This window comes from Curtobacterium sp. MCSS17_005 (assembly GCF_003234225.2).
GTDB classification, from domain to species: domain Bacteria; phylum Actinomycetota; class Actinomycetes; order Actinomycetales; family Microbacteriaceae; genus Curtobacterium; species Curtobacterium flaccumfaciens.
Genome location: NZ_CP126258.1, coordinates 3,418,257 through 3,438,044 on the forward strand (window position 1 = coordinate 3,418,257; position 19,788 = coordinate 3,438,044).

Below are 19,788 nucleotides of genomic sequence, written 5' to 3' on the forward strand. Positions count from 1 at the left end.
GCGCAGCGTGTGTTCAGTGGTCGACCGGGCGCCCCCGCTCGCCGCTCGCCCAGCCCGTGTCCGCCGTGTCCCCGACCCGCAGCGACAACGTGCCGCCCCGCGTCACGAACGACGCCGGCACCCACGACTGCTCGAGGGTCCGCCCGTTCAATCGGGCTCCCTGCACATAGGGCTCGGTCCCCGAGGACCGGATGACGATCCGCTCGCCACTCGCGCGCCGGATGTCGACCGTGCTGAACGTCGGGCTGCCGATGAGCATCTCCGCTCGCCCGGGCGTCTGCGGGAACAGGCCGATCGAGGCGAAGACGTACCAGGCGCTCATCGTGCCGAGGTCGTCGTTGCCCGGCAGCCCACCGGGGCCGGTCGAGTAGGCGTCGTCCACGACCTGCCGCACGGTCTCCTGCGTCTTCCAGGGCTTGCCGAGGGCGTTGTACATCCACGGCGTGTGGATGTCGGGCTCGTTCGTCGGGTCGAACTTCGTGGCGTCGCCACCCGTGACGGCCCAGTTGCCCGAGGCGTCGTGGAAGAAGTCGTCGAGCCGTGCGGTCGCGGCGTCGTCACCGCCGAGCGCGCTGGACAGCCCCTGCACGTCCTGCGGCACGAGCCAGGTGTACTGCGCGCTGGTGCCCTGCGCGAACCCGGTCCCCGTCGACGGCGACCAACCCGGCGTCCACGAGCCGTCGGCCTGCCGCGCGGCCTGGTAGCCGACCGCGGCGTTGAAGGTGTTCTTCCAGTAGGTCCCGCGCTCGGCGAACATCCGGGCGTCGGAACGAAGCCCGAGGGAACCCGCCCAGTACCCGAGCGCACTGTCGGAGATCGAGTCCTCGAGGGTCTCGGCCGCACCGCCCCAGCAGGAGCAGTCGTCGTTCGCCGCGTACTGCCGCTCCAGGTACTCGTCGAGTGCGGGCCGCTGCGCCAGGCACTGCCCCGGGCACCCGATGTCGCTCTCGGCGTCCGCGTTCTCGACCGTCGCCTGGCGTTTCAGCGAGGCGTAGGCGGCCCGGACGTCGAAGTTCCGGACGCCCATGGCGTACCAGGTGGCGAGCGTCGCGGCCGAGGGGTCGCCGGTCATCACGTGCGTCGGCGCGCCGAGGTGCAGCCACCGGTCCCACACCCCGCCGTTCTGCTCGGCGAACCGCAGCATCGACTGCGCCATGTCCCTGGCGACGTCCGGCCGCAGCAGCGCGAGCAGCTGGATCTGCGCCCGGTACTGGTCCCACCCGGAGTACGTGCCGTAGACGGCCCGGTGTCCGCGGTCCATCCGGTGCACCCGCAGGTCCGGGCCGAGGTAGCGCCCGTCGCGGTCGTTCAGCGTGTTCGGCTGCATGAGTGCGTGGTAGACCGACGTGTACAGCTGGGTGGTCCGGTCCGCCGTGCCGCCACCGACGCGCAGGCGCGACAGTTCACGGTTCCAGGAGGCCCGTGTGCCGGCCGCCACGCTGGCGACGGTCGAGCGCTTGGTCACCTCGCCGTCACGGTTGGCGACCGCCCCGGCCGCGCTCACGTACGAGATGCCGATCTTCGCCTGCACCGTCGCTCCGCGACGCGCATCGAACCCGACCCACGCGCCGGAGCCGCGTCCGGCGCGGTCGGCGCCGGTCAGGTAGCCCTCCCCACCGGAGGAGGACGTGCCTCCAGGCTGGACCGTGCCGTCCTTCCAGGTGCCGGTGCTCGCGAACGCCGTGTCGAAGGTCGCGGTGAAGTAGAGGCGGTAGTAGCTGCGGCGGTCCGGGTTGGTGGCGCCGCCGCCGTTCGCGCGGCGGCTGCAGAAGCCGCCCGTCAGTACGCTGCCGCTGACCGTGCGGGTGCGGGGGTCGACGCGGGTGATCGCGGCCTCGCTGCCGTTGATCGAGTTCGACGTGCGGAAGAGCAGGTTCGCGTCCTTGCCGGCCGGGAACGTGAACTCGCCGACGCCGGCACGCGTGGTCACGGCCAGGTCGGTGCGGACGCCGTTGTCGAGCGTGACGCCGTAGCGGCCGGGGCTCGCGGACTCCTGGTCGTGGGAGTACCCGGCGGCGTAGACAGCGTCCTTCGAGTCGGCCGACGGCGAGGTCGTGACCGGGGTCGTGACCGGCATGATCGGCACGTCGCCGGCAGCCCCGGGAGCACACCCGGCACCGTTCAGGTGCGTCAGGCTGAAGCCGCGCAGCCGGTTCACGTCGTACGAGTAGCCGTTCGCGACCGGGGTCGACGTCTGGTCGCCCGCGGTGCCCGTGGGACTCCACTGCATCATGCCGAACGGCGCGGTGGCACCCGGCCAGGTGTTGCCGTTGTTGCTCGTGCCGATGAAGGGGTCGACGTACCGCGCGGGATCGCTGACGGTCCGTCCGGCCTGCGTCGACGGCGAGGCCACGGCCGGCGCAGCGACGATCGCCGTGCCCAGCAGTGCGGCGATCGTGGCCACCGCGGCGAGCGGAAGCGGACGGACGAGCGGGCGACGGTGCACGCGAGATCGGTTCACATCGGTGACGCTAGCCCCCTCGGACGGGGGACGCCGCCTGCGTCACCGAGCGCTCTCCCGCTGTTCACGTCGGGTTCGGCGACGGGCCCGGCCCCACCCGGTCAGACGACGGTGCGCGCGGCGACCTCGTCGACGAAGGTGCGGACCCGCTGCCGGAACACCGGATCCGCGGCGGCCCCGCGGACGGGCACGACGTGCAGCCGCCGGTCACCCCGACGCAGCGCCGGCCCGACGAACATCCCCTCGGCGACGTCCGGCGCGGTGGCCGACCAGAGCGTCGAGCGAGCGCCGTCCTCCGCGGTCCGGGCCATGCTGCGCGCGATCATGCCGCCGAGGCGCTGCGCGAGGGTCTCGGCCTGGTCGTTCATCCCCGTCGCCGCGATCCCGGGGTGGGCGATGACCGAGCGGACGTCCGAGCCGGCCGCGCGGAGCCGCTCACCGAGGTCGACCGCGAGCGCCGTCGCCGCCGTCTTCGAGTCGGTGTACACGGCGAGCTGGGAGTAGTCGCTCGGATCGTCCACCCCGCCCGGTGCGGGCACGCGGCGGGTGCGCTGCGACAGGTTCGACCCGACGAGGACGACCCGGGGCGACGGTCCGCCGAGCACCGGGAGCATCGCGTCGGCGAGCACGGCCGGGCCGACGACGTTGGTGGCCCAGGTGCGCTCGATGCCCTCGTCGGTCAACCCGAACGCGCCCAGTGTCGCGCCGGCGTTGTTGACGAGGGCGTCCACGACGATGCCGTCCGACACGAGCTGCCGGGCGAACGCCGTGACCGAAGCGACCGACGCGGTGTCGACGACCCGCGCCTCCAGGCCGACGGGCAGGACGCGAGCCGCCTTGTCGGGGTTGCGGACCACCGCGATGACGCGCGCTCCGGCGGCGGCGAGCCGGGTCGCGACCACCAGCCCGAGTCCGCCGGTCGCGCCGGTGACCACCACGGTCCGGCCGCGCTGGTCGGGCATCGCGGACGGTTCCCACTCGAAGGTGTCCATGGTCGTCTCCTGCTCACTCGTCGTCTGGAATCGGATGATCCATCCGGAACGCTAGCACAAGCGGATAGTGTGTCCGCATGACGATCGCGATGGCCCGACCCGAAGCGCTGCGCTCCGATGCGCAGCGCAACCGGACCGCGCTGCTCGACGTCGCCCGGTCGTTCGTCGAGCGGGGCGAGCAGCCGCTCCTCAACGCCGTCGCACACGAGGCCGGTGTGGGTGTCGGGACCGCCTACCGGCACTTCCCGTCGCAGCAGCACCTGCTCGAGGCGCTCGCGATCGACGCGCTCGAGGACATGCTCGACCTCGTCCGTGTCGCCGTCGCGCTGCCCGACGCGGTGGACGCGCTCCGCGGGGTCGTGACGGCTGCGTTCCGGAGCATGGTCGACGACGCGGCCCTCGGCGACCTGCTGACGAACGGCGGGTTCTCGTGCGCCGACACCGCTGCGCTCGCTGGAGACCTGGTGGTGTCCGTCGACGCACTGCTCGCACGGGCACGGGCCGAGGGGCTCGTGCGTGCCGACGTCGACGCGGACGACCTGCGACGGCTCCTGTGCGGGATGCGGGCGGCCGCCGTGGCGGGTGGCTCCCGGGTGCACGACCCCGAGCGCTACGTCGAGGTGCTGCTGGCGGGCCTCCGCCCGGCCTGACCACCACCCTCGCGTCCCGCGTGCCTCGCTGTCAGGATGGGCGCATGAGCGTCATGGTGTCCGTCTTCGATGCGTACCGGTCCCGCACGAGCGAGAAGTACACGGCCTACCCGCCGGACGTGCTCCCCATGTTCGTCGCCGAGATGGACAGCATGCTCGCCGAACCGATCCGCGACGCCCTGGTCACGGCGGTGACGAACGGCGACACCGGGTACGTCGGGCACGGGCGGGCCCTGCCCGAGGCGTTCGCCGACTTCGCCGAGAGCCGCTGGGCATGGCGGGTCGACCCCGATCTGGTCCGCACCACCACGGACGTGTCGGTCGCGGCGGTCGAGGTGCTGCGCCGGGTCATCGAGCCGGGCGACCAGGTGGTCATCATGCCGCCCGTGTACCCGCCGTTCTGGGAGTACGTGTCCGAGGCCGGCGGCACCGTCACCGAGGTCCCGCTGCTCGCCCCCGCGGGCCCGGCCGACCCGTTCGACACGACGGCCGGCTGGCGAATGGACCTGGACGGCCTCGCGCAGGCGTTCGCCGACGGCGCCCGCACGGTGCTGCTCTGCAACCCGCACAACCCCCTCGGCCTGGTGCACGACCGTGCATCGCTCGTCGCACTCGCGGAGCTGGCCGCCGAGTGGGACGCCGTCGTGGTGTCCGACGAGATCCACGCGCCGCTCGTGCACGCCGACGCGGTGTTCACGCCGTTCCTGGAGTCCTGCCCCGAGGCCGCATCGCTCGGTGTCGCCCTGACGAGTGCGAGCAAGGCCTGGAACCTCGCCGGCACGAAGTGCGCGCTGATGATCGGCGCCTCGGAGCGGGCCCGGGCCTGGTTCGACGGACTGCCCACCGAGGTCGTCGAGCGCACCGGCATCCTCGGCTACACCGCGAGCGTCGCGGCCTTCAGCGAGGGCGAGCCGTGGTTGGCTTCGCTGCTCACCGAGCTCGCGGCGAACCGGCGCACCCTGGCCGAGCGGATCGGCGACGTGCTGCCCGGCGCCGAGTACCGGCAGCCGCAGGCGTCGTACCTGGCGTGGCTCGACCTGCGGGCGCTGCCGTGGGGCGACGACCCCGCGGCGGAGCTCGTCGACCGGGCGAAGGTGGCGCTCGGCTCCGGCCCGGCGTTCGGACGGCAGGGCCGGGGTTTCGCGCGGCTGAACTTCGGGTGCTCGGCGGAGACCCTCGACGAGGGGCTCAGCCGCCTCGCCGCAGCCGCGCGCGCCTGAACCCGAACCCGGGGCCTACTCGAACCGCTGCCAGGCCGGCTTGTTCGCGTACGTGTACCGGTAGTAGTCGGCGAGCTGCAGCCCGGCGGCGGCTTCCTCGTCGACGACGACGGTCGCGTGCTCGTGCAGCTGCAGGGCCGAACCGGGCACGAAGGAGCTGAGCGGGCCCTCGATCGCAGCGGCGACGGCCGCCGCCTTCGACGTGCCCTGGGCGACGAGGACGAGCTCGCGGGCCTCGAGGATGGTGCCGAGACCCTGCGTCATGCAGTGCGTCGGGACCTGCTCGGGCGAGTCGAAGAAGCGCGCGTTGGCGTCACGGGTCGACGGCGCGAGGGTCTTGATGCGGGTGCGCGAGGCGAACGACGAGGTCGGCTCGTTGAACCCGATGTGGCCGTTGGCCCCGATGCCGAGGATCTGCACGTCGATGCCGCCCGCGGCACGGATCGCTGCGTCGTACTCCTTGGCCGCGAACTCCAGGTCGGCGGCACGGCCGTCCGGCACCCGCACGCGTGCGGCCTCGAAGCCGAGCGGTGCCACGACGTCGCGGGCGATCACGGCCGCGTACGACTCGGGGTGCTCGAGCGGGATGCCGACGTACTCGTCGAGGGCGAACCCACGGGCCTCGGCGAACGAGATCTCGCCCGCCTGCACCCGGCGCTGCAGGTCGGTGTAGATGCCCTGCGGGCTGGATCCGGTGGCGAGACCGATGACGGCGGACGGCTTCTTGGCGACGACGGACGCGATCTTGGCCGCGGCGACGCGACCGACCTCGTCCGGCGTGGGCAGGATGATGATCTCCACACGGCCAGCCTACTGGTCATGACCAGTCTGCGACAGGGGTCGTGTGGGTAGCGTGGAGGCATGCCGACCCCCGACTTCGTCCTGTCCCTGCGCGAGAAGATCGGCACGGCGCCGCTCTGGCTGTCGGGCGTGAGCGCGATCGTGACGCGCGGCTCCGGCGCCGATCGCGAACTGCTCGTGGTGCGGCGTGCCGACACGGGCGCGTACACGCCGGTGACCGGGATCGTCGACCCGGGCGAGGAACCCGCCGTCGCCGCCGAGCGCGAGGTCCTCGAGGAAGCCGACGTCGTCGCCGTCGCCGAACGCCTGGCCTGGCCTGGGTGCAGGTGCTGCCCGAGATGACCTACCCGAACGGCGACCGGTCGCAGTACCTCGACCTGGTCTTCGCCTGCCGGTACGTCTCCGGGACGCCGAACCCCGCCGACGGCGAGAACACCGAGGCGTTCTGGGCAAGGCTCGACGCCCTGCCCGACATGTCGGAGAACATGCGGGCACGCGTCGAGGCCGGGCTGGCGGACGAGCGCGAGGCGCGCTTCCAGCGCTGACTTCCAGCGCTGGCCCCACCGGCCTGGAGGCGCGGTGCCAGGCCGCCACGGGCCTCCCGTCCGCGTCCCGGCGACGTTTCAGGCGCAGCGACAGTCCACGCGTCTGGTCGCGCGTGGACTGTCGCTCAGCGCGAAACGTCGCCGCAGCCGCCGCTACGCGAGCGGGGCGACCGCCACCGGCGCGCCGAGCAGGCGCACGGCGACGGGGTCGCCGGTGACCCGGCGGTCGCCCACCTCGTGCTGGACGGTCACGACGGTGTCGTCGTCCAGGCGAACGGTGGTGCGGCGGATCGACCCGAGGAAGCTCGAGGTGACGACGGTGCCGGTGATGCCCTCGGGGCCGAAGACGATGTCCTCCGGCCGGACGTAGGCGAGGACCGGGCCGTCCGGGGCCGAGGAGTCGAGCGCCGGCACCCGGAACCCGTACACGAAGACGTCACCCCCGCGCAGGTCGCCCTGCAGCCGGTTCGACTGCCCGACGAAGTCCGCCGTGAAGGCCGACGACGGCGAGCGGTAGAGCTCCTCGGGCGTGCCGATCTGCTCGATGTCGCCCGCCTGCATCACGGCGATCCGGTCGGAGACGGCGAGCGCCTCCTCTTGGTCGTGCGTCACGAACACCGTGGTGATGCCGAGGTCGCTCTGGATGCGGCGGATCTCGTCGCGCAGCGAGACCCGGACCTTCGCGTCCAGGGCCGACAGCGGCTCGTCGAGCAGGAGCACCCGGGGGCGGGTGACCAGGGCACGAGCCAGGGCGACGCGCTGCTGCTGCCCGCCGGAGAGCTGGTGCGGGTAGCGCTCGGCGAACTCGCCGAGGTGGACCATGTCGAGGGCCTCGACCACGCGGCTCCTGCGCTCGACGGCGGGGACCCGGCGCATCTCGAGGCCGAAGGCGACGTTCTGCCGGACCGTCATGTGCGGGAACAGCGAGTACTGCTGGAACACCATGCCGATGTCGCGCTTGTTGACCGGGGTGTCGGCGACGTCCTGTCCGTCGATGCGGATGGAGCCGGCGTCGATCTCCTCGAGCCCCGCGAGCGCGCGGAGCGCCGTCGTCTTGCCGCAGCCGGACGGGCCGAGCAGCGAGACGAACTCCCCCGGCTCGACGCGGAGGGACAGTCCCGCGAGGGCCCGGTGCGCGCCGTAGTGCTTCTCGACGGCGTGGAGTTCGACGACGGCACCGGTGGTGGCGAGGGAGGCCGGTGCTGCCGGAGCGGTGACGGTCATGCGGACTCCTGGGTGCGGGGACGACGGATGGTGCGGGTGCGGCGGGCCCGGCCCGTGCGACGGGTCCCGATGCGGCCGATGAGGACGAGCAGCACGAAGCCGAACACGAGCGCGGCGACCGAGAAGATCGCGGCGACGTACGGGTCGGTCCCCTGCACGAGCACGAGCCCGGTCTGGAACGTGCTGCGGGAGAGGAACGCGGCGAGGGTGTACTCGCCGAGGACCACGGTGATCGTGAGGAAGCACGCGGCAGTGATGCCCCGGCGCAGGTTCGGCAGGAGCACGCGCCAGGTGACGGTCCACCACGAGGCACCGAGCGAGCGGGCCGCCTCGGACAGGACGATCAGGTCCGTCGCGGTGATGGCAGCGGCGATCGGGCGGAACGCGAACGGCAGTGTGACGATGCCGATCGCGAACGCCAGCGTCCAGGCGCCGGAACCGAAGACCTGCGAGACGACCTGGTACACGGGGATGAACCCGACGACGAGCACCACGACCGGCACGGTGATCGGCACGATGCAGACGAACTCCAGGATGCGTCGGAGCCTCGGGTAGCGGAGCGCGGTGATGATCTGGGCGGGCAGCAGCACGAGCAGCACGATCCCGACGGTGATCACGACGATGAGGAGCGACGCCCCGAGCCCGTCGAACACGGGCTGGTAGGTGAACGCGTTGGCCGGGTCGCCGATCGCTGCCCAGTGCGCGAAGGTCAGGCCGCCGTCGGTGCCCTGCCGGAACGTGAACTGCAGCAGGGCGACCAGCGGGACGGCGAACAGCAGCCCGATCACGGTGAGCACGATCGCTGCCGCACCACGGGACGGCGCCGTGCCGAAGCGGCGGACGCGGGACGGGCCTCCGAGCCGAACCGGCTGCGCCGGTCGCACCGGCGGCACCGGGGCCGCCGCACTCATCGCTGCCACCTCGCGGCACGGCGCTGCAGCAGCGAGTAGGCGCCCATCACGACCGCCATCACGACCACCATGCCGAACGCGAGCACCCCTGCGACGTTCTGCAGGCCGACGAGCGTCTCGCTGGTGAGCTGCGTGCGGATCGTGAGCGGCACGATGCCGCCCTGCGAGATGAGGGCCGCGGCGGTGGCGAACGACGAGAAGCCGTTCGCGAAGAGCAGCAGGAGCGACCCCCAGAACGCCGGCGCCAGGACAGGCAACGCGATCCGGCGCCAGTACGTCAGGCGCGAGGCGCCGAGGGTCGCGGCGGCCTCGCCCCACTGGGCCTTGACGCCCTCGAGCGCGGGCATGAACGTGAGGACCATGAGCGGCACCTGGAAGTAGACGTAGGGGATCACGAGCCCGGGCACGGTGTACAGGAAGGCGCCGTCCGCGTTGAGGTCGACGTGGAAGACCGTCACCAACCAGGTCGTGACGAGTCCCTGCACACCGATCGTGGCGATGAACGCGAACGCGAGCATGACGCCGCCGAACTGGGCGAGGACGCTGGCCGCCGAGTCGACCATCGACCGGACCAGCCCGTCCGGCCGCAGCGCCGAGAGCGCCCAGCAGACGACCGCACCGAGCACGGCACCGATGACCGCAGAGGCGGCGGACAGGCCGAACGACCCGCCGAACGCCCGCAGCACGGACGGGTCGGTGAAGGCCGCGAGGTTCGCGAACGTGAACGCTCCGGAGCCGTCGAAGAAACCGCTGCCGATCGCGATCACGGCGGGGACGGCGAGGAACAGCAGGACGTAGGCGGCGAAGGGCGTCAGCCCCAGCCAGGCGAGGCCGACGCGGCGCCGGACACGGGGTCCGGCGCTGCGTCGGACGGCATCGGCGGACGCTCGCGCGGACGTCGGGCGCACGGGGCTCGTCGCGCTCGTCGCCGGTGCGGCGTCGGTCGCGGCTGCGCCGCTCGCCGCGGGCGCGTCTGCCGATGCAGTGGTCATGCTGCTCAGGACCCCATCGTCGAGGACCACTTGGCCTTGAGCACCGTCGCGGCGTCCGCGACCTGCGCATCGGTCAGCTCGACGTAGTCCTTCGGCGCGCCACCGGCGGCGTCGAGGGCGTCCTGGTCGACCTTGCCGGACTTCTCCATCGCCGACAGGGTGGCGGGGAAGGCGCCCGCCTGCAGGTACAGGTTCTGGGCCTCCGGGCTGGCGATGTACTCCTGCCACAGGCGGGCGGCCGCGGGGTGCGGAGCGTCCTTGGTGATGGCCTGCGAGTAGTACGAGCCGAGCGCCTGCCCCTTCGGGACGACGGTCTTCCAGTCCTTGTTGCCACTCGCGCCCGCTGCCGGCCCCCACGCCAGGTTGTTGTACGACCACTGGATGACCACGGGGGTCTCACCCGAGGCGACCGTGGCCTGCGTCGGCAGCACGTTCTGGAAGTTGCCGGCCTTCTTCAGGTCGCCGAAGTAGTCGACGCCCTTCGTGATGTCGTCGGCCGAGCCGCCGTTCTCGAGCGCCGCCAGGTACACGGCCGAGGCGGCCTGGTTGGCCTGCGTCGGGTCACCCGCGATCGAGACCTTGCCCTTGTACTCGCTGCCGAGCAGGTCCTGCAGATCCTTCGGGGCGTCGGAGATCTTCGACGAGTCGTACCCGATCGACATCAGGCCGGTGTAGTCACGCGTCCACGCGCCGTCCTTCTCCTTCAGGTCGGTGGGGATGTCGTCCCAGTTCGCGACCTTGTAGTCGGCGAGCAGGTCGAGGTTCTCCTGCAGCACCGCGTTGCCGAGGTCGAGCACGTCGGGCGCAGTGGACTGGCCCTTCTGCGACTTCACGGCGGCGACCTCGTCGGCGCTCGAGCCGTTCGGGTTCGCGGAGTTGATCTTGATGCCGTACTTCTCGGTGAAGCCGTCGATGATCTTGCCGTAGTTGGCCCACGACGGCGGCAGCGCGATGACGTTCAGCTGACCCTCGGCCTTGGCGGCCTTGACGAGGGCGTCCATGCCACCGGCGGTCTCGGCGCTGGTGGCGGTCTTCCAGTCGGCGTCGCCGTCGGAGCCGGCGGTCGCGGAGCTCGTCGCCGAGCATCCGGCGAGGGTGACGATCGCTGCGGCGGCCAGGGCGACGCCGGCCAGGGTGCGCTTGTGCTGCACGGGTGGGCCTTTCGGGTGGGGGAAGGTGCTGCGGTGACCGGGGGTCCGGGTTCTGGTCGATCGTGGACGCGGCCGGTTTCCGGCCCGTGCTCCGGTGGTGAACGGCGGCGGAACAGCGGGTGCGGCTGTACGCTTTGCTCGTTCTGGGCGCACGGTCGCGCCCACCCCAGGCCTGGAGGCACGGATGCGGTTCACGACGACGGTCCTGCAAGCACGGAAGACGGCGACCGGACTCCCCGTCCCGGAGTCCGTCATCGAGGCGCTCGGATCCGGCAAGCGCCCCGCGGTGGTCGTCACGATCAACCGGGGCTACACCTACCGCTCCACCGTCGGGGTCATGGACGAGCAGTTCCTGGTGCCGCTGTCGGCCTCGCACCGTGAGGCCGCCGGGATCGCCGCCGGGGACACCGTCGAGGTCTCGCTCGAGGTCGACACCCTGCCCCGGACAGTCGACCTGCCGGAGGACCTGGCCGCCGCACTGCAGGAGGCCGGCGTGCGTGCGGCGTTCGACACCCTGTCGAACTCGCGGCAGCGGGCACTCGCCGATCCCGTCACGCAGGCGAAGGCCCCGGAGACCCGGGCCCGGCGGATCGAGAAGGCCGTGGAGTCCCTGCGGGGGTAGTGCTGCGGGGGCGGGCGGGGCGGGCGGGGTCCGGCGGCCTGGTCGTTTCGGGCGTACCTGGTCGTTTCGGGCGTACCTGGACGTTTCGGGCGTACCTGGTCGGAAGTTCTCGGCAGGTATGCCCGAAAGCACCGGGTATCGCGGGCGTTCTGGGAAAGAACGTGCGCCCTCAGGCCCCGAGCTCGACCAGGACCCGCGGGATCTCGGTCACGAGTTCACTCGCCAGGTACCCGAGCGGCCCGACCTGCACCGCGAGCCGGTCGCCTGCGGCAGCGTGCACGTAGGACGCCCACGCCACGGCCTGTGCCGGATCGGCGCCGCGGGCGAGCAGGCCGGTGACCGCACCGGACAGCACGTCCCCGCTGCCGCTCGTGCCGAGACCGCCGGAGCCGGTGCCCTTGAGCCACGCCCGGCCCTGCGGTGTGGCGATGGCGTCGCCGAGCGCCACGACCGCTCCGAAGCGGTTCGCGATCGCCACGGCGTCGGCCACGTCGTCGTCGCTGCACTCCCGCCCGAGCAGGCGTTCGGCTTCGCCGGAGTTCGGCGTCATCACGAGCCGGCCACGCAGCGGTTCCAGGCGGTCCCGAACGTCGGCGGCCAACCCGAGGGCGAAGGCGTCGAGCACGACGGTGGTGTGCGGACCGACGACGTCGGCGAGTCCGGCCACGAGGTCACGGGAACCGTCCGGTTCGTCGAGCCCCGGCCCGACCAGCACGGCGTCGGCACTCGACGCGCTGCCGGCGATGCCCTCGATCGCACCGACGGCGATGTGTCCGTCCTGGTCCTCGTCGAGGGGTTCGACCCCGGACTCGGGTACGGCGACCGCGACCTCGTTCGCGACGCTCCGGCCGACCGCCAGTGTGAGACGACCGGCGCCGACCCGGAGTGCGGCGAGCGCGGAGAGCATCGCCGCGCCGGGAGTCCGAGCGGCGCCGCCGACGATGAGCACCTGCCCGCGGCCGTACTTGCCGGCACCGGGTTCGGGCAGTGGCCAGTCCCGCAGGAAGTTCGGGGTGACGGGTTCAGTGGACATGTTCGTCGTCCTTCCGGCCGGTGTGCTGGGTGACCTCGTCGTCGTCCAGGTGTCCGACGGAGGAGAACTCCTCGAGCACCCACGGCGATCCGGCGTCGTCGCGACGGAGTCGGGTGAGGGAGGCGTTCGCGACGGCGTGGGTCCGGGCGAACTCCATGAGCGCCGGCTCGTCGAGGTCCAGGCAGACTGCGACGGCGAGCATCACCACGGCGTCGTGCGCGGCGATCACCAGGCGCTCGGCACCGTCGACCCGCTCGACGTCGCCGAGGAGCGACCGGAGCCGGAGCATCACGTCGGCCCACGACTCCCCGCCCGCCGGCCGGTGGTAGTACTTGCCGAGCCACTGCCGGCGGCGTTCCTCGTCCGGGTACCGGTTGCGGACGCCCTGCAGGGTCAGCAGGTCGAGGACGCCGAGCTCGCGGTCGCGGAGGCGCTCGTCCACCCGCTTCTCGGGTTCGGCGATGCCGGCTGCCTCGAGCGCGATCGCGATGGTCTGCTGCGCGCGGAGGTACGGCGACACCCACAGCGCGACGGGGACGTCGTCGATCCCGCGGTCGGCGAGCTCCTGGCCGAGGGCGCGAGACTGATCGGTGCCGAGCGGGCTGAGCGGGACGTCGGCGTCCCGGAACTCGACGTCGATCACGTCCTCACCCGCGGCTTCGGCCCGAGCCGCCGCGACGTTCGCGACCGATTCGCCGTGACGGACGAGCCAGATCTCCTGCACTGCCATGCCGCCACGCTAGCCAGAGCGTGCTGTGCCGGTTCACCGGCGCAGCACGGTCACCCCGCGCGGCGCCGGACGGTCACCCCGCGCGGTGCCGGAGGGTCACCCCGCGCGGCGCCGGACGGTCACCCCGCGCGGCGCCGAGCGCTCCGGACCGGGCGGACCGCGCACGGGAGCCCCGCCGCCCGGAGTCGCAGTGCCAGCGCATCGAGGTCGAACAGGTCACGCCACTCGAGCCGGATGATCGTCCGGACACCCGGCACGCTGAGCAACCGACCGTGCCGCCGCTTCTCGTCGAGGAACACCTCGGTGGGACTCCGGCCGCCCAGGTAGCGCTCCTGGGAGTACTTGGCCCGTCCGTCGATCTCGACGATGACCCCGTCGTCCGGGAACCAGAAGTCGACTGCGGACCGGCGGCCGTCCACGACGAACTCCTGCTGCAGTACCGGCGCGGGCAGTCCGAGCTCCCGGAACACGACCCGAGCGAGCGACTCGGCCGGTGACCCGGAGCGCCCGTCGGCCAGGTCGAGCACCTGCTGTGCCAGGGCTCTGGCGCGGGCCTTCGGAGGAACCGCTCGTCGGAGATCGGCGTCGTCGAACCCACGTCGCAGTGCGGCGTCCGCGATGACGACGCCCGCCCGCAGGTCGCCGGTCATCGCCACGTCGACGACGGTCCGGGGGACGGAGGTGACCGTGATCGCACCGACCGTGGCCCGTTCGCCCCGGCCGACGGGTCTCGTGTGCAGGACCAGCTCGGCGCTCCGGCCCCGGTACATCGACTCGGGCACCGTCGCGTGCACCGGGACGTCCCACCCGCCGAGCGCCGGGAGGCCGTGCAGGGCCGCGGCGGAGAGGTGCGATGCCGTCGCCCGTGTGCCGAGACGGCCGAGCCGCGCGAAGACCCGGGTGACGTACCGCTGACGAGGCCCGGCAGCGTCCCACGCGGCACCGTCGACGAAGGCGTTCGGCCCGACCCGGACCAGGCGGCCGACACCCTGCGTCCGGGTTCGGCGACGCAGGGTGGTGGCATCGAGGCCGGCCTCGTGCATGGCGGAGGCTCGGAGGATGGGCAGCGACTCGTTCATGCACGTGACGATGCCCGCTCAACCACGCGCTCCTGGGGCCGATGTCGGGAACTGTGGACGGGCCTCCAGGACTGAGCGGTTGTGGAGGGGAGACGTTCCTTCCCAGAACGCGCGCGATACCAAGCGGAATCGGGCATACCTGGCCGAAAGTTCCGACCAGGTACGCCCGATTCGACCAGCTACGCCCGATTCCACACGGTCGCACCCCGGCCCACCCGGCCCGGCCCGCGCCCGCCCACCCGGCCAGCGCCCGCGCCACCCCGTCCGCGCGCGCCCAACCCACGCAACACGACGCCGGACGGAACGCACCCGTGTCCCGTCCGGCGCCGCGGTCTCTCCCCGACCGAACGCCGGGCCCGCTGCCTCAGGCCCGACGCACGCGCAGCGTCACGATCTCGAACGGACGCAGGGTCAGCACGACCGGCTCCCCGGCCGACCACGAGCGCTCCAGCGGCCGCTCGAGCAGATCGACCTTCGACACCGACGCAGCGTCGAACCCGAAGGCGACCCCGACGTCCGTCGCCCGGCCCCCGAGCCCCTCGTACAGGCGCACGACGACGTCTCCGGAGCGGTCCTCGGCGAGCTTGACGGCCTCGACGAACACCTGCGGCGACGACACCGTGACGAGCGGCGCGACCTCGGCGGACCCGGGGACACTCCGCACCGGCAGGTTCAGCCGGTACCCGGAGTCGGCGGCGTCGAGCACCGAGGCCCCGATCCGCAGCACCGTCCGGAACACGTGGTGCCCCTGGTCGGCCTTCGGGTCCGGGAACGTCGGCCCGCGCAGCAGCGACTCCCGCACGAGCGTGGTGATCCCGCCGTCCGGCCGGGTCTCGCGCGTGATGTCGTGGCCGTAGGTCGAGTCGTTCGCCACGGCGACGCCGAACCCGGGCTCCGCGACGTGCACCCAGCGGTGTGCCGAGGTCTCGAACCGGGCGTGGTCCCACGAGGTGTTCTGGTGCGTCGGCCGGTCGATGTGCCCGAACTGGATCTCGCTCGAGGCCGACGACGCGAGCACGTCGATCGGGAACGCGAGCTTCAGCAGCTTCTGGTGCTCGTGCCAGTCGACCTCGGTCTCGACGGTCAGCTCCGGTTCGCCCTGCACGGCGGAGTAGCGCGTGGTGAGCGTCGACGATCCGAAGGACCGTTCCACCACGAGCTCGTCACCTGCGATCGCGACCGACGACGCCGACAGCAGCGTGCCGTTGCGCTGGTACGCGCGGTCGATGTCCCAGGCCTCCCACTGGTTCGGGGTGTCACGGAACACCGTGTACTCCGCCGCCGCGGCGCCGGGTGCGATCGCGTCGCGTCCGGTCGCGTGGTCGACGAACGAGACGACGTGGCCGGCAGCGTCGATGGTCGCCGTGACCACGCCGGTGTCGAAGACGAAGTGGTCGCCGCTCCGGACGGGAGGCACGGGTCGCGGCGCGTGGACCACCGAACCTGCCAGGGCGGTCGCGTCCCCTGCCGCGACCGGTGAAGCGTTGAAGCGCACGACCGACGCGGTGTCGTCGGCTGCGCCGGCAGCGGTACCGCTCCCGCCTGCGGCGAGCGCCGTCGTCGCGCTGCCGATCAGCCCCTCGAGCACCTCGGCGACCCGGGCGTACTGCTCCTCGGCGTTCTCGTACACCCACGCGATCGAGGACCCGGGCAGGATGTCGTGGAACTGCTGCAGCAGGACGGTGTGCCAGGCGTCCTCGAGTTCGGCGTACGGGTACTCGCTGCCGAGCCGGACGGATGCCGTCGCTGCCCAGAGCTCGGCTTCGCGGAGCAGGTGCTCGGAGCGGCGGTTGCCCTGCTTCGTGCGGATCTGCGACGTGTAGGTGCCGCGGTGGAACTCGAGGTACATCTCCCCCGACCAGACCCCGGGCGTCGGCAGCTCGGCTTCGAGCTGCTCGAACACCTGCGCCGGCGTGCCGAGCGTGACGTGGGGGGACCCGTCGAGGTCGTGCTGGCGGTGAGCCGCGCCGACCATCTCGCGGGTCGGACCGCCACCGCCGTCGCCGAAGCCGTACAGCAGCATCGAGGTGTTCGCGGTGCCGCGTTCCTTGTTGTTCCGTTCACCGCGGCGCAGGTCTGCGGGCGAGACGTCGGAGTTGTAGGTGTCGGCCGGGGGCAGGTGCGTCAGGACGCGCGAGCCGTCGATGCCCTCCCAGTGGAACGAGGTGTGCGGGATGACGTTCGTCTCGTTCCACGACGGCTTCTGCGTGACGAACCACTTCGACCCGGCGGCGCGGACGATCTGCGGCAGGGCACCCGAGTAGCCGAACGAGTCGGGGAGCCAGGCCTCGGGGGTGTCGATGCCGAACTCCTTCAGGAAGAAGCGCTTGCCGGCGACGAACTGGCGGGCCAGGGCCTCACCGCCGGGCAGGTTGGTGTCCGACTCGACCCACATGCCGCCGACGGGGATCCACCGGCCCTCGGCGACGCGCTGCTTGATGCGGGTCCAGATGGACGGGTACTCGTCGCGGATCCACGCGTACTGCTGCGCGGACGAGCAGGCGAAGGTGAAGTCGGGGTCGCGGTCCATCAGGTCGAGCACGTTCGAGAACGTCCTGGCGCACTTGCGCTTCGTCTCGCGCACGGGCCACAGCCAGGCGGAGTCGATGTGGGCGTGCCCGACGGCGATCGCGCGGTGGGCGGCGGGGCTGGCGGGGACGGCGAGCACGGGCGCCAGGACCTGACGGGCGTCCGCGGCGGTGCCGGCGACGTCGTCCGGGTCCAGGGCGTCGGCGGCGCGTTCGAGTGCCCGCAGGATGTCGGCGCCGCGGGTGCCGTCGGTGGGGAGCTCGGCCATCAGCCCGCGCAGCACCCAGAGGTCCTGCTGCAGCTCCCACACGGTGTCGTCGCGCTCGACGACCTCGAGGGCCTTCATGCGGTAGATCGGGTCGTCGCCGGCGGTGGAGCGCGAGCCGAGCGGCGTCGCACCCTGGAACGAGTCGCCGCCGATGTCCGGGTTCGCCCCGGCCTCGATCCAGAGCTCGAAGGACTCCCCCGGGCCGACCTCGAGCGGCACGGTGTCGTTCCGCGGCTCGATCGCCTTGATCGTGGAGCCGTCGGCGCGGAACGCGAGTCCCTCGGCCTGGAACCCGGGCTGCCGCTTGGTGAACCCCAGGTCGACGAGGAGCTCGGCGGTGGTCCCCGGCGCGGTGCCGAAGTCCGCCGGCACGGTCCCGGTCACCCGGAACCACGTCGTGCCCCACGGGCGTCCGCCCCAGTGCGACCCCACCGTGAACGGTGTGTACGTCTCACCCACGGCGGCGTCGAACGGCACCGGTTCGCCCGGCACCTCCCACGCCTCGATCGTCACCGGCGCCGAGCGACGGAGGACGGCGGGGTCGACACGGTCGCGCACGAGGCGGGCGATCCGGGCCTCGACGAGCGGTTCGTCCTGGTGCATGTGCTTCCTTTCGAGAGTGTGCCGGGGTGGACCGGCGGATCAGCCCTTGATGCCGCCGGCGAGGGCGTTGCCGCCGCCGAGGCCTCGGGACACGATCACGTAGAGGGCGATGACGGGCACGGAGTAGACGATCGAGAACGCGGCGAGCTGGCCGTACGCCACCGCCCCGTTCTGCCCGAAGAAGTTGAAGATGCTCACCGCGGCGGGCACCTTCTCGGGCGAGAGCAGCAGGACGAACGGGACGAAGAAGTTCCCCCACGCCTGGATGAACACGAAGATGAAGACGACCGCGATGCCCGGACGCATGAGCGGGATCACGATGCGGGTCAGGGTGGTGAGCATCGAGGCGCCGTCGGTCCACGCCGCCTCTTCCAGCGAGATCGGCACCGAGTCCATGAAGTTCTTCGCCATCCAGATCGCCATCGGCAGCGACGTGGCGGCGAGGAAGAAGATGCAGCCCCACACGTTGTCGATCAGGTTGAGCGACACGAACAGCGCGTAGACGGGCACCATCATCGCGGTGATCGGCAGGCCGGTGCCGAACAGGATGCTGTACAGGAACGGCTTGTTGACGCGCATCTTGTACCGGGACAGCGGGTACGCGGCGAGCAGGGCGAACACCACGGTCACGACCGCGGTGCCGCCGGAGAGCAGCAGACTGTTCGCGAGCGGGATGAACGACAGCTCGGGGGTGAGCACCTTCGCGAAGTTGTCGAGCGTGAACTGCGAGGGCAGCTTCACCGACAGCGACGCCTGGGTGTCGAACGAGGCGAGCACGAGCCAGAGCAGCGGCACCGCGAAGCACACCGCGATGACGAGCAGCACGACGTTCGACACCCACCGCATCGTGCGGCCGCGCGGGGACGTCATGTGCATCGACCCCGGCGCGGTCACCGAGCGGGTCGTGGTCTGGTCGAGGGACGGGGCTGTCATGGCCATCAGTCCACCTCCGGCTTGAGGGCCCGGATGTAGATGATCGAGAAGACCGCCCCCACCACGAGCAGGATGGTCGCGATCGCGGTGCCGAAGCCGAGCTGCGAGAACTTGAACGCCTCCTGGTACGCCAGGATCGGCAGGGTCGACGAGTTCGTGCCCGGACCGCCACCGGTCATCACGAAGATCAGCGTGAAGACCGACAGGGTCTGCAGCGTCGTGAGCATGAGGTTCGTCGAGATGCTCCGGCGGATCACCGGGAGCGTGATGTAGACGAGCCGCTGCCAGCCGGTGGCTCCGTCGACCTCGGCGGACTCGGTGATCTCCTCGGGGACCTCCTGCACGGCGGCCGAGTAGACGAGCATCGAGAACGCGGTGCCGCGCCAGATGTTCGCCAGAATCACGGCGAGCATCGGGTACGTGTAGAGCCAGTTCGCGCCGGTGATCCCGATCGACGCGAGGAACGTGTTGAGCGTCCCCTCGTCGTTGAAGAACGCGTACGCCGCGAACGACGCCACGATCTCCGGCAGGACCCACGCGGCCACCACGAAGGTGCCGACGATCGCCCGGACGGCCTTGTTCGCCGAACGCATCAGCAGGGCCAGTCCGAGACCGAGCACGTTCTGTCCCACCACGGCCGAGGCCAGCAGGAAGACGACGGTCAGGATGACGGACTTCGGGAAGTCCGGGTCCTGGAACAGCTCGACGTAGTTCTGGAACCCGACGAACTGCTGGTCGGCCGCGCTGGCGCCGGTCAAGGCGGAGTTGGTGAACGACCCGTAGAACGACGAGATGACGGGGCCGAGCAGGAAGATGACGAGGAGGACCAGGGCGGGGATGAGCGGGACCGCTCGTCCGACGTTCCGCAGTGGTCGCCGCTTGCGCGGCACGGGTGGATCGGTGCGCTTCGGCGCACCGGGCGCCGACAGCGTCGGCGCGAGGGGGGTGCTGGACACGATGGGTGCCTTCCGGGTGCGGAGGGGTTCCGAAGGTGGGGAAGAGCGGACTGGGCCCCGACCGCCGGTTCCGACGCGCCGCGGAGCT

Annotated in this window: 18 protein-coding genes; 5 read left to right on the forward strand and 13 right to left on the reverse strand. The window is 71.9% G+C overall.

All coding sequences use genetic code 11. The features are described 5' to 3' along the window. Positions 1 to 13: 13 nt before the first annotated feature. Together DEJ20_RS16345 and DEJ20_RS16350 are read right to left on the reverse strand one after the other, a co-directional pair. Positions 14 to 2,461, reverse strand: a complete 2,448-nt coding sequence (locus tag DEJ20_RS16345) for a GH92 family glycosyl hydrolase (protein ID WP_258377185.1) — start codon at positions 2,459 to 2,461, stop codon at positions 14 to 16. Between the two features lie 101 nt (positions 2,462 to 2,562). Continuing rightward, positions 2,563 to 3,453, reverse strand: coding sequence for an SDR family NAD(P)-dependent oxidoreductase (locus DEJ20_RS16350; protein ID WP_111235642.1), 891 nt, complete (start codon positions 3,451 to 3,453; stop codon positions 2,563 to 2,565). A gap of 77 nt (positions 3,454 to 3,530) precedes the next feature. On the opposite strand from DEJ20_RS16350, the gene DEJ20_RS16355 reads away from it, so the two are divergent. Together DEJ20_RS16355 and DEJ20_RS16360 are read left to right on the forward strand one after the other, a co-directional pair. Continuing rightward, positions 3,531 to 4,103 (forward strand): TetR/AcrR family transcriptional regulator, encoded by a 573-nt coding sequence (locus DEJ20_RS16355; RefSeq protein ID WP_111235641.1) that lies wholly within the window; start codon positions 3,531 to 3,533, stop codon positions 4,101 to 4,103. Between the two features lie 44 nt (positions 4,104 to 4,147). Next, positions 4,148 to 5,323, forward strand: a complete 1,176-nt coding sequence (locus DEJ20_RS16360; RefSeq protein WP_111235640.1) for a MalY/PatB family protein — start codon at positions 4,148 to 4,150, stop codon at positions 5,321 to 5,323. Positions 5,324 to 5,338: 15 nt separating this feature from the next. On the opposite strand, the gene nagB is transcribed toward DEJ20_RS16360, so the two are convergent. Further along, the gene (gene nagB / locus DEJ20_RS16365; protein ID WP_111235639.1) at positions 5,339 to 6,124 is read right to left on the reverse strand and encodes a glucosamine-6-phosphate deaminase; all 786 of its coding nucleotides are present in this window, start codon (positions 6,122 to 6,124) and stop codon (positions 5,339 to 5,341) included. Between the two features lie 60 nt (positions 6,125 to 6,184). Here nagB and DEJ20_RS16370 point away from each other — a divergent pair, with 60 nt between their 5' ends. Further along, positions 6,185 to 6,466 carry an NUDIX domain-containing protein gene (locus tag DEJ20_RS16370; protein ID WP_258377184.1) on the forward strand — a complete coding sequence of 94 codons (282 nt, stop codon included), beginning with the start codon at positions 6,185 to 6,187 and terminating at the stop codon, positions 6,464 to 6,466. Then, complete coding sequence (locus tag DEJ20_RS16375; RefSeq protein WP_258377183.1) at positions 6,463 to 6,669, forward strand: NUDIX hydrolase; 207 nt, start codon at positions 6,463 to 6,465, stop codon at positions 6,667 to 6,669. The genes DEJ20_RS16370 and DEJ20_RS16375 overlap by 4 nt, the downstream gene beginning before the upstream one ends. Positions 6,670 to 6,822: 153 nt before the next feature. On the opposite strand, the gene DEJ20_RS16380 is transcribed toward DEJ20_RS16375, so the two are convergent. Genes DEJ20_RS16380 through DEJ20_RS16395 form a run of 4 tightly spaced genes read right to left on the reverse strand, consistent with a single transcriptional unit; the run spans position 6,823 to position 10,947 of the window. Further along, positions 6,823 to 7,893 carry an ABC transporter ATP-binding protein gene (locus DEJ20_RS16380; protein ID WP_111235638.1) on the reverse strand — a complete coding sequence of 357 codons (1,071 nt, stop codon included), beginning with the start codon at positions 7,891 to 7,893 and terminating at the stop codon, positions 6,823 to 6,825. Continuing rightward, positions 7,890 to 8,804 (reverse strand): ABC transporter permease, encoded by a 915-nt coding sequence (locus tag DEJ20_RS16385; RefSeq protein ID WP_111235637.1) that lies wholly within the window; start codon positions 8,802 to 8,804, stop codon positions 7,890 to 7,892. Before DEJ20_RS16385 ends, DEJ20_RS16380 begins: the two co-directional genes overlap by 4 nt. Then, positions 8,801 to 9,796: an ABC transporter permease gene (locus tag DEJ20_RS16390; RefSeq protein ID WP_258377182.1), complete on the reverse strand. Its 996-nt coding sequence runs from the start codon at positions 9,794 to 9,796 to the stop codon at positions 8,801 to 8,803. Before DEJ20_RS16390 ends, DEJ20_RS16385 begins: the two co-directional genes overlap by 4 nt. Before the next feature lie 5 nt (positions 9,797 to 9,801). Continuing rightward, positions 9,802 to 10,947 (reverse strand): ABC transporter substrate-binding protein, encoded by a 1,146-nt coding sequence (locus DEJ20_RS16395; RefSeq protein WP_111235635.1) that lies wholly within the window; start codon positions 10,945 to 10,947, stop codon positions 9,802 to 9,804. 184 nt (positions 10,948 to 11,131) lie between these two features. Here DEJ20_RS16395 and DEJ20_RS16400 point away from each other — a divergent pair, with 184 nt between their 5' ends. After that, positions 11,132 to 11,569 (forward strand): YdeI/OmpD-associated family protein, encoded by a 438-nt coding sequence (locus tag DEJ20_RS16400; RefSeq protein WP_111235634.1) that lies wholly within the window; start codon positions 11,132 to 11,134, stop codon positions 11,567 to 11,569. A 169-nt stretch (positions 11,570 to 11,738) separates the two neighbouring features. On the opposite strand, the gene DEJ20_RS16405 is transcribed toward DEJ20_RS16400, so the two are convergent. The 6 genes from DEJ20_RS16405 to DEJ20_RS16430 form a co-directional block, all read right to left on the reverse strand. Then, on the reverse strand, positions 11,739 to 12,602 hold the full coding sequence (locus DEJ20_RS16405) for an NAD(P)H-hydrate dehydratase (protein WP_111235633.1): 864 nt from the start codon (positions 12,600 to 12,602) through the stop codon (positions 11,739 to 11,741). Next, positions 12,592 to 13,332 carry a histidine phosphatase family protein gene (locus DEJ20_RS16410; protein ID WP_111235632.1) on the reverse strand — a complete coding sequence of 247 codons (741 nt, stop codon included), beginning with the start codon at positions 13,330 to 13,332 and terminating at the stop codon, positions 12,592 to 12,594. The genes DEJ20_RS16405 and DEJ20_RS16410 overlap by 11 nt, the downstream gene beginning before the upstream one ends. 119 nt (positions 13,333 to 13,451) lie before the next feature. Then, positions 13,452 to 14,411 carry a hypothetical protein gene (locus DEJ20_RS16415; protein WP_111235631.1) on the reverse strand — a complete coding sequence of 320 codons (960 nt, stop codon included), beginning with the start codon at positions 14,409 to 14,411 and terminating at the stop codon, positions 13,452 to 13,454. Between the two features lie 364 nt (positions 14,412 to 14,775). Next, positions 14,776 to 17,811 (reverse strand): alpha-mannosidase, encoded by a 3,036-nt coding sequence (locus tag DEJ20_RS16420; protein WP_111234691.1) that lies wholly within the window; start codon positions 17,809 to 17,811, stop codon positions 14,776 to 14,778. A 39-nt stretch (positions 17,812 to 17,850) separates the two neighbouring features. Beyond that, a complete protein-coding gene (locus DEJ20_RS16425; protein ID WP_371830315.1) occupies positions 17,851 to 18,744 on the reverse strand; it encodes a carbohydrate ABC transporter permease in 894 nt (297 codons plus the stop codon). 5 nt (positions 18,745 to 18,749) lie between these two features. Beyond that, on the reverse strand, positions 18,750 to 19,700 hold the full coding sequence (locus DEJ20_RS16430) for a carbohydrate ABC transporter permease (RefSeq protein ID WP_027466664.1): 951 nt from the start codon (positions 19,698 to 19,700) through the stop codon (positions 18,750 to 18,752). Positions 19,701 to 19,788: the final 88 nt, after the last annotated feature.

Bases quoted from the DNA above. Each gene is read 5' to 3' on its own strand.
- DEJ20_RS16385 (WP_111235637.1), bottom strand. From the start codon at position 8,804: ATGAGTGCGGCGGCCCCGGTGCCGCCGGTGCGACCGGCGCAGCCGGTT.
- DEJ20_RS16380 (WP_111235638.1), bottom strand. From the start codon at position 7,893: ATGACCGTCACCGCTCCGGCAGCACCGGCCTCCCTCGCCACCACCGGT.
- DEJ20_RS16355 (WP_111235641.1), top strand. From the start codon at position 3,531: ATGACGATCGCGATGGCCCGACCCGAAGCGCTGCGCTCCGATGCGCAG.
- DEJ20_RS16415 (WP_111235631.1), bottom strand. From the start codon at position 14,411: ATGAACGAGTCGCTGCCCATCCTCCGAGCCTCCGCCATGCACGAGGCC.
- DEJ20_RS16405 (WP_111235633.1), bottom strand. From the start codon at position 12,602: ATGTCCACTGAACCCGTCACCCCGAACTTCCTGCGGGACTGGCCACTG.
- DEJ20_RS16410 (WP_111235632.1), bottom strand. From the start codon at position 13,332: ATGGCAGTGCAGGAGATCTGGCTCGTCCGTCACGGCGAATCGGTCGCG.
- DEJ20_RS16360 (WP_111235640.1), top strand. From the start codon at position 4,148: ATGAGCGTCATGGTGTCCGTCTTCGATGCGTACCGGTCCCGCACGAGC.
- DEJ20_RS16350 (WP_111235642.1), bottom strand. From the start codon at position 3,453: ATGGACACCTTCGAGTGGGAACCGTCCGCGATGCCCGACCAGCGCGGC.
- DEJ20_RS16370 (WP_258377184.1), top strand. From the start codon at position 6,185: ATGCCGACCCCCGACTTCGTCCTGTCCCTGCGCGAGAAGATCGGCACG.
- DEJ20_RS16400 (WP_111235634.1), top strand. From the start codon at position 11,132: ATGCGGTTCACGACGACGGTCCTGCAAGCACGGAAGACGGCGACCGGA.
- DEJ20_RS16420 (WP_111234691.1), bottom strand. From the start codon at position 17,811: ATGCACCAGGACGAACCGCTCGTCGAGGCCCGGATCGCCCGCCTCGTG.
- DEJ20_RS16425 (WP_371830315.1), bottom strand. From the start codon at position 18,744: ATGACAGCCCCGTCCCTCGACCAGACCACGACCCGCTCGGTGACCGCG.
- DEJ20_RS16390 (WP_258377182.1), bottom strand. From the start codon at position 9,796: ATGACCACTGCATCGGCAGACGCGCCCGCGGCGAGCGGCGCAGCCGCG.
- DEJ20_RS16375 (WP_258377183.1), top strand. From the start codon at position 6,463: ATGACCTACCCGAACGGCGACCGGTCGCAGTACCTCGACCTGGTCTTC.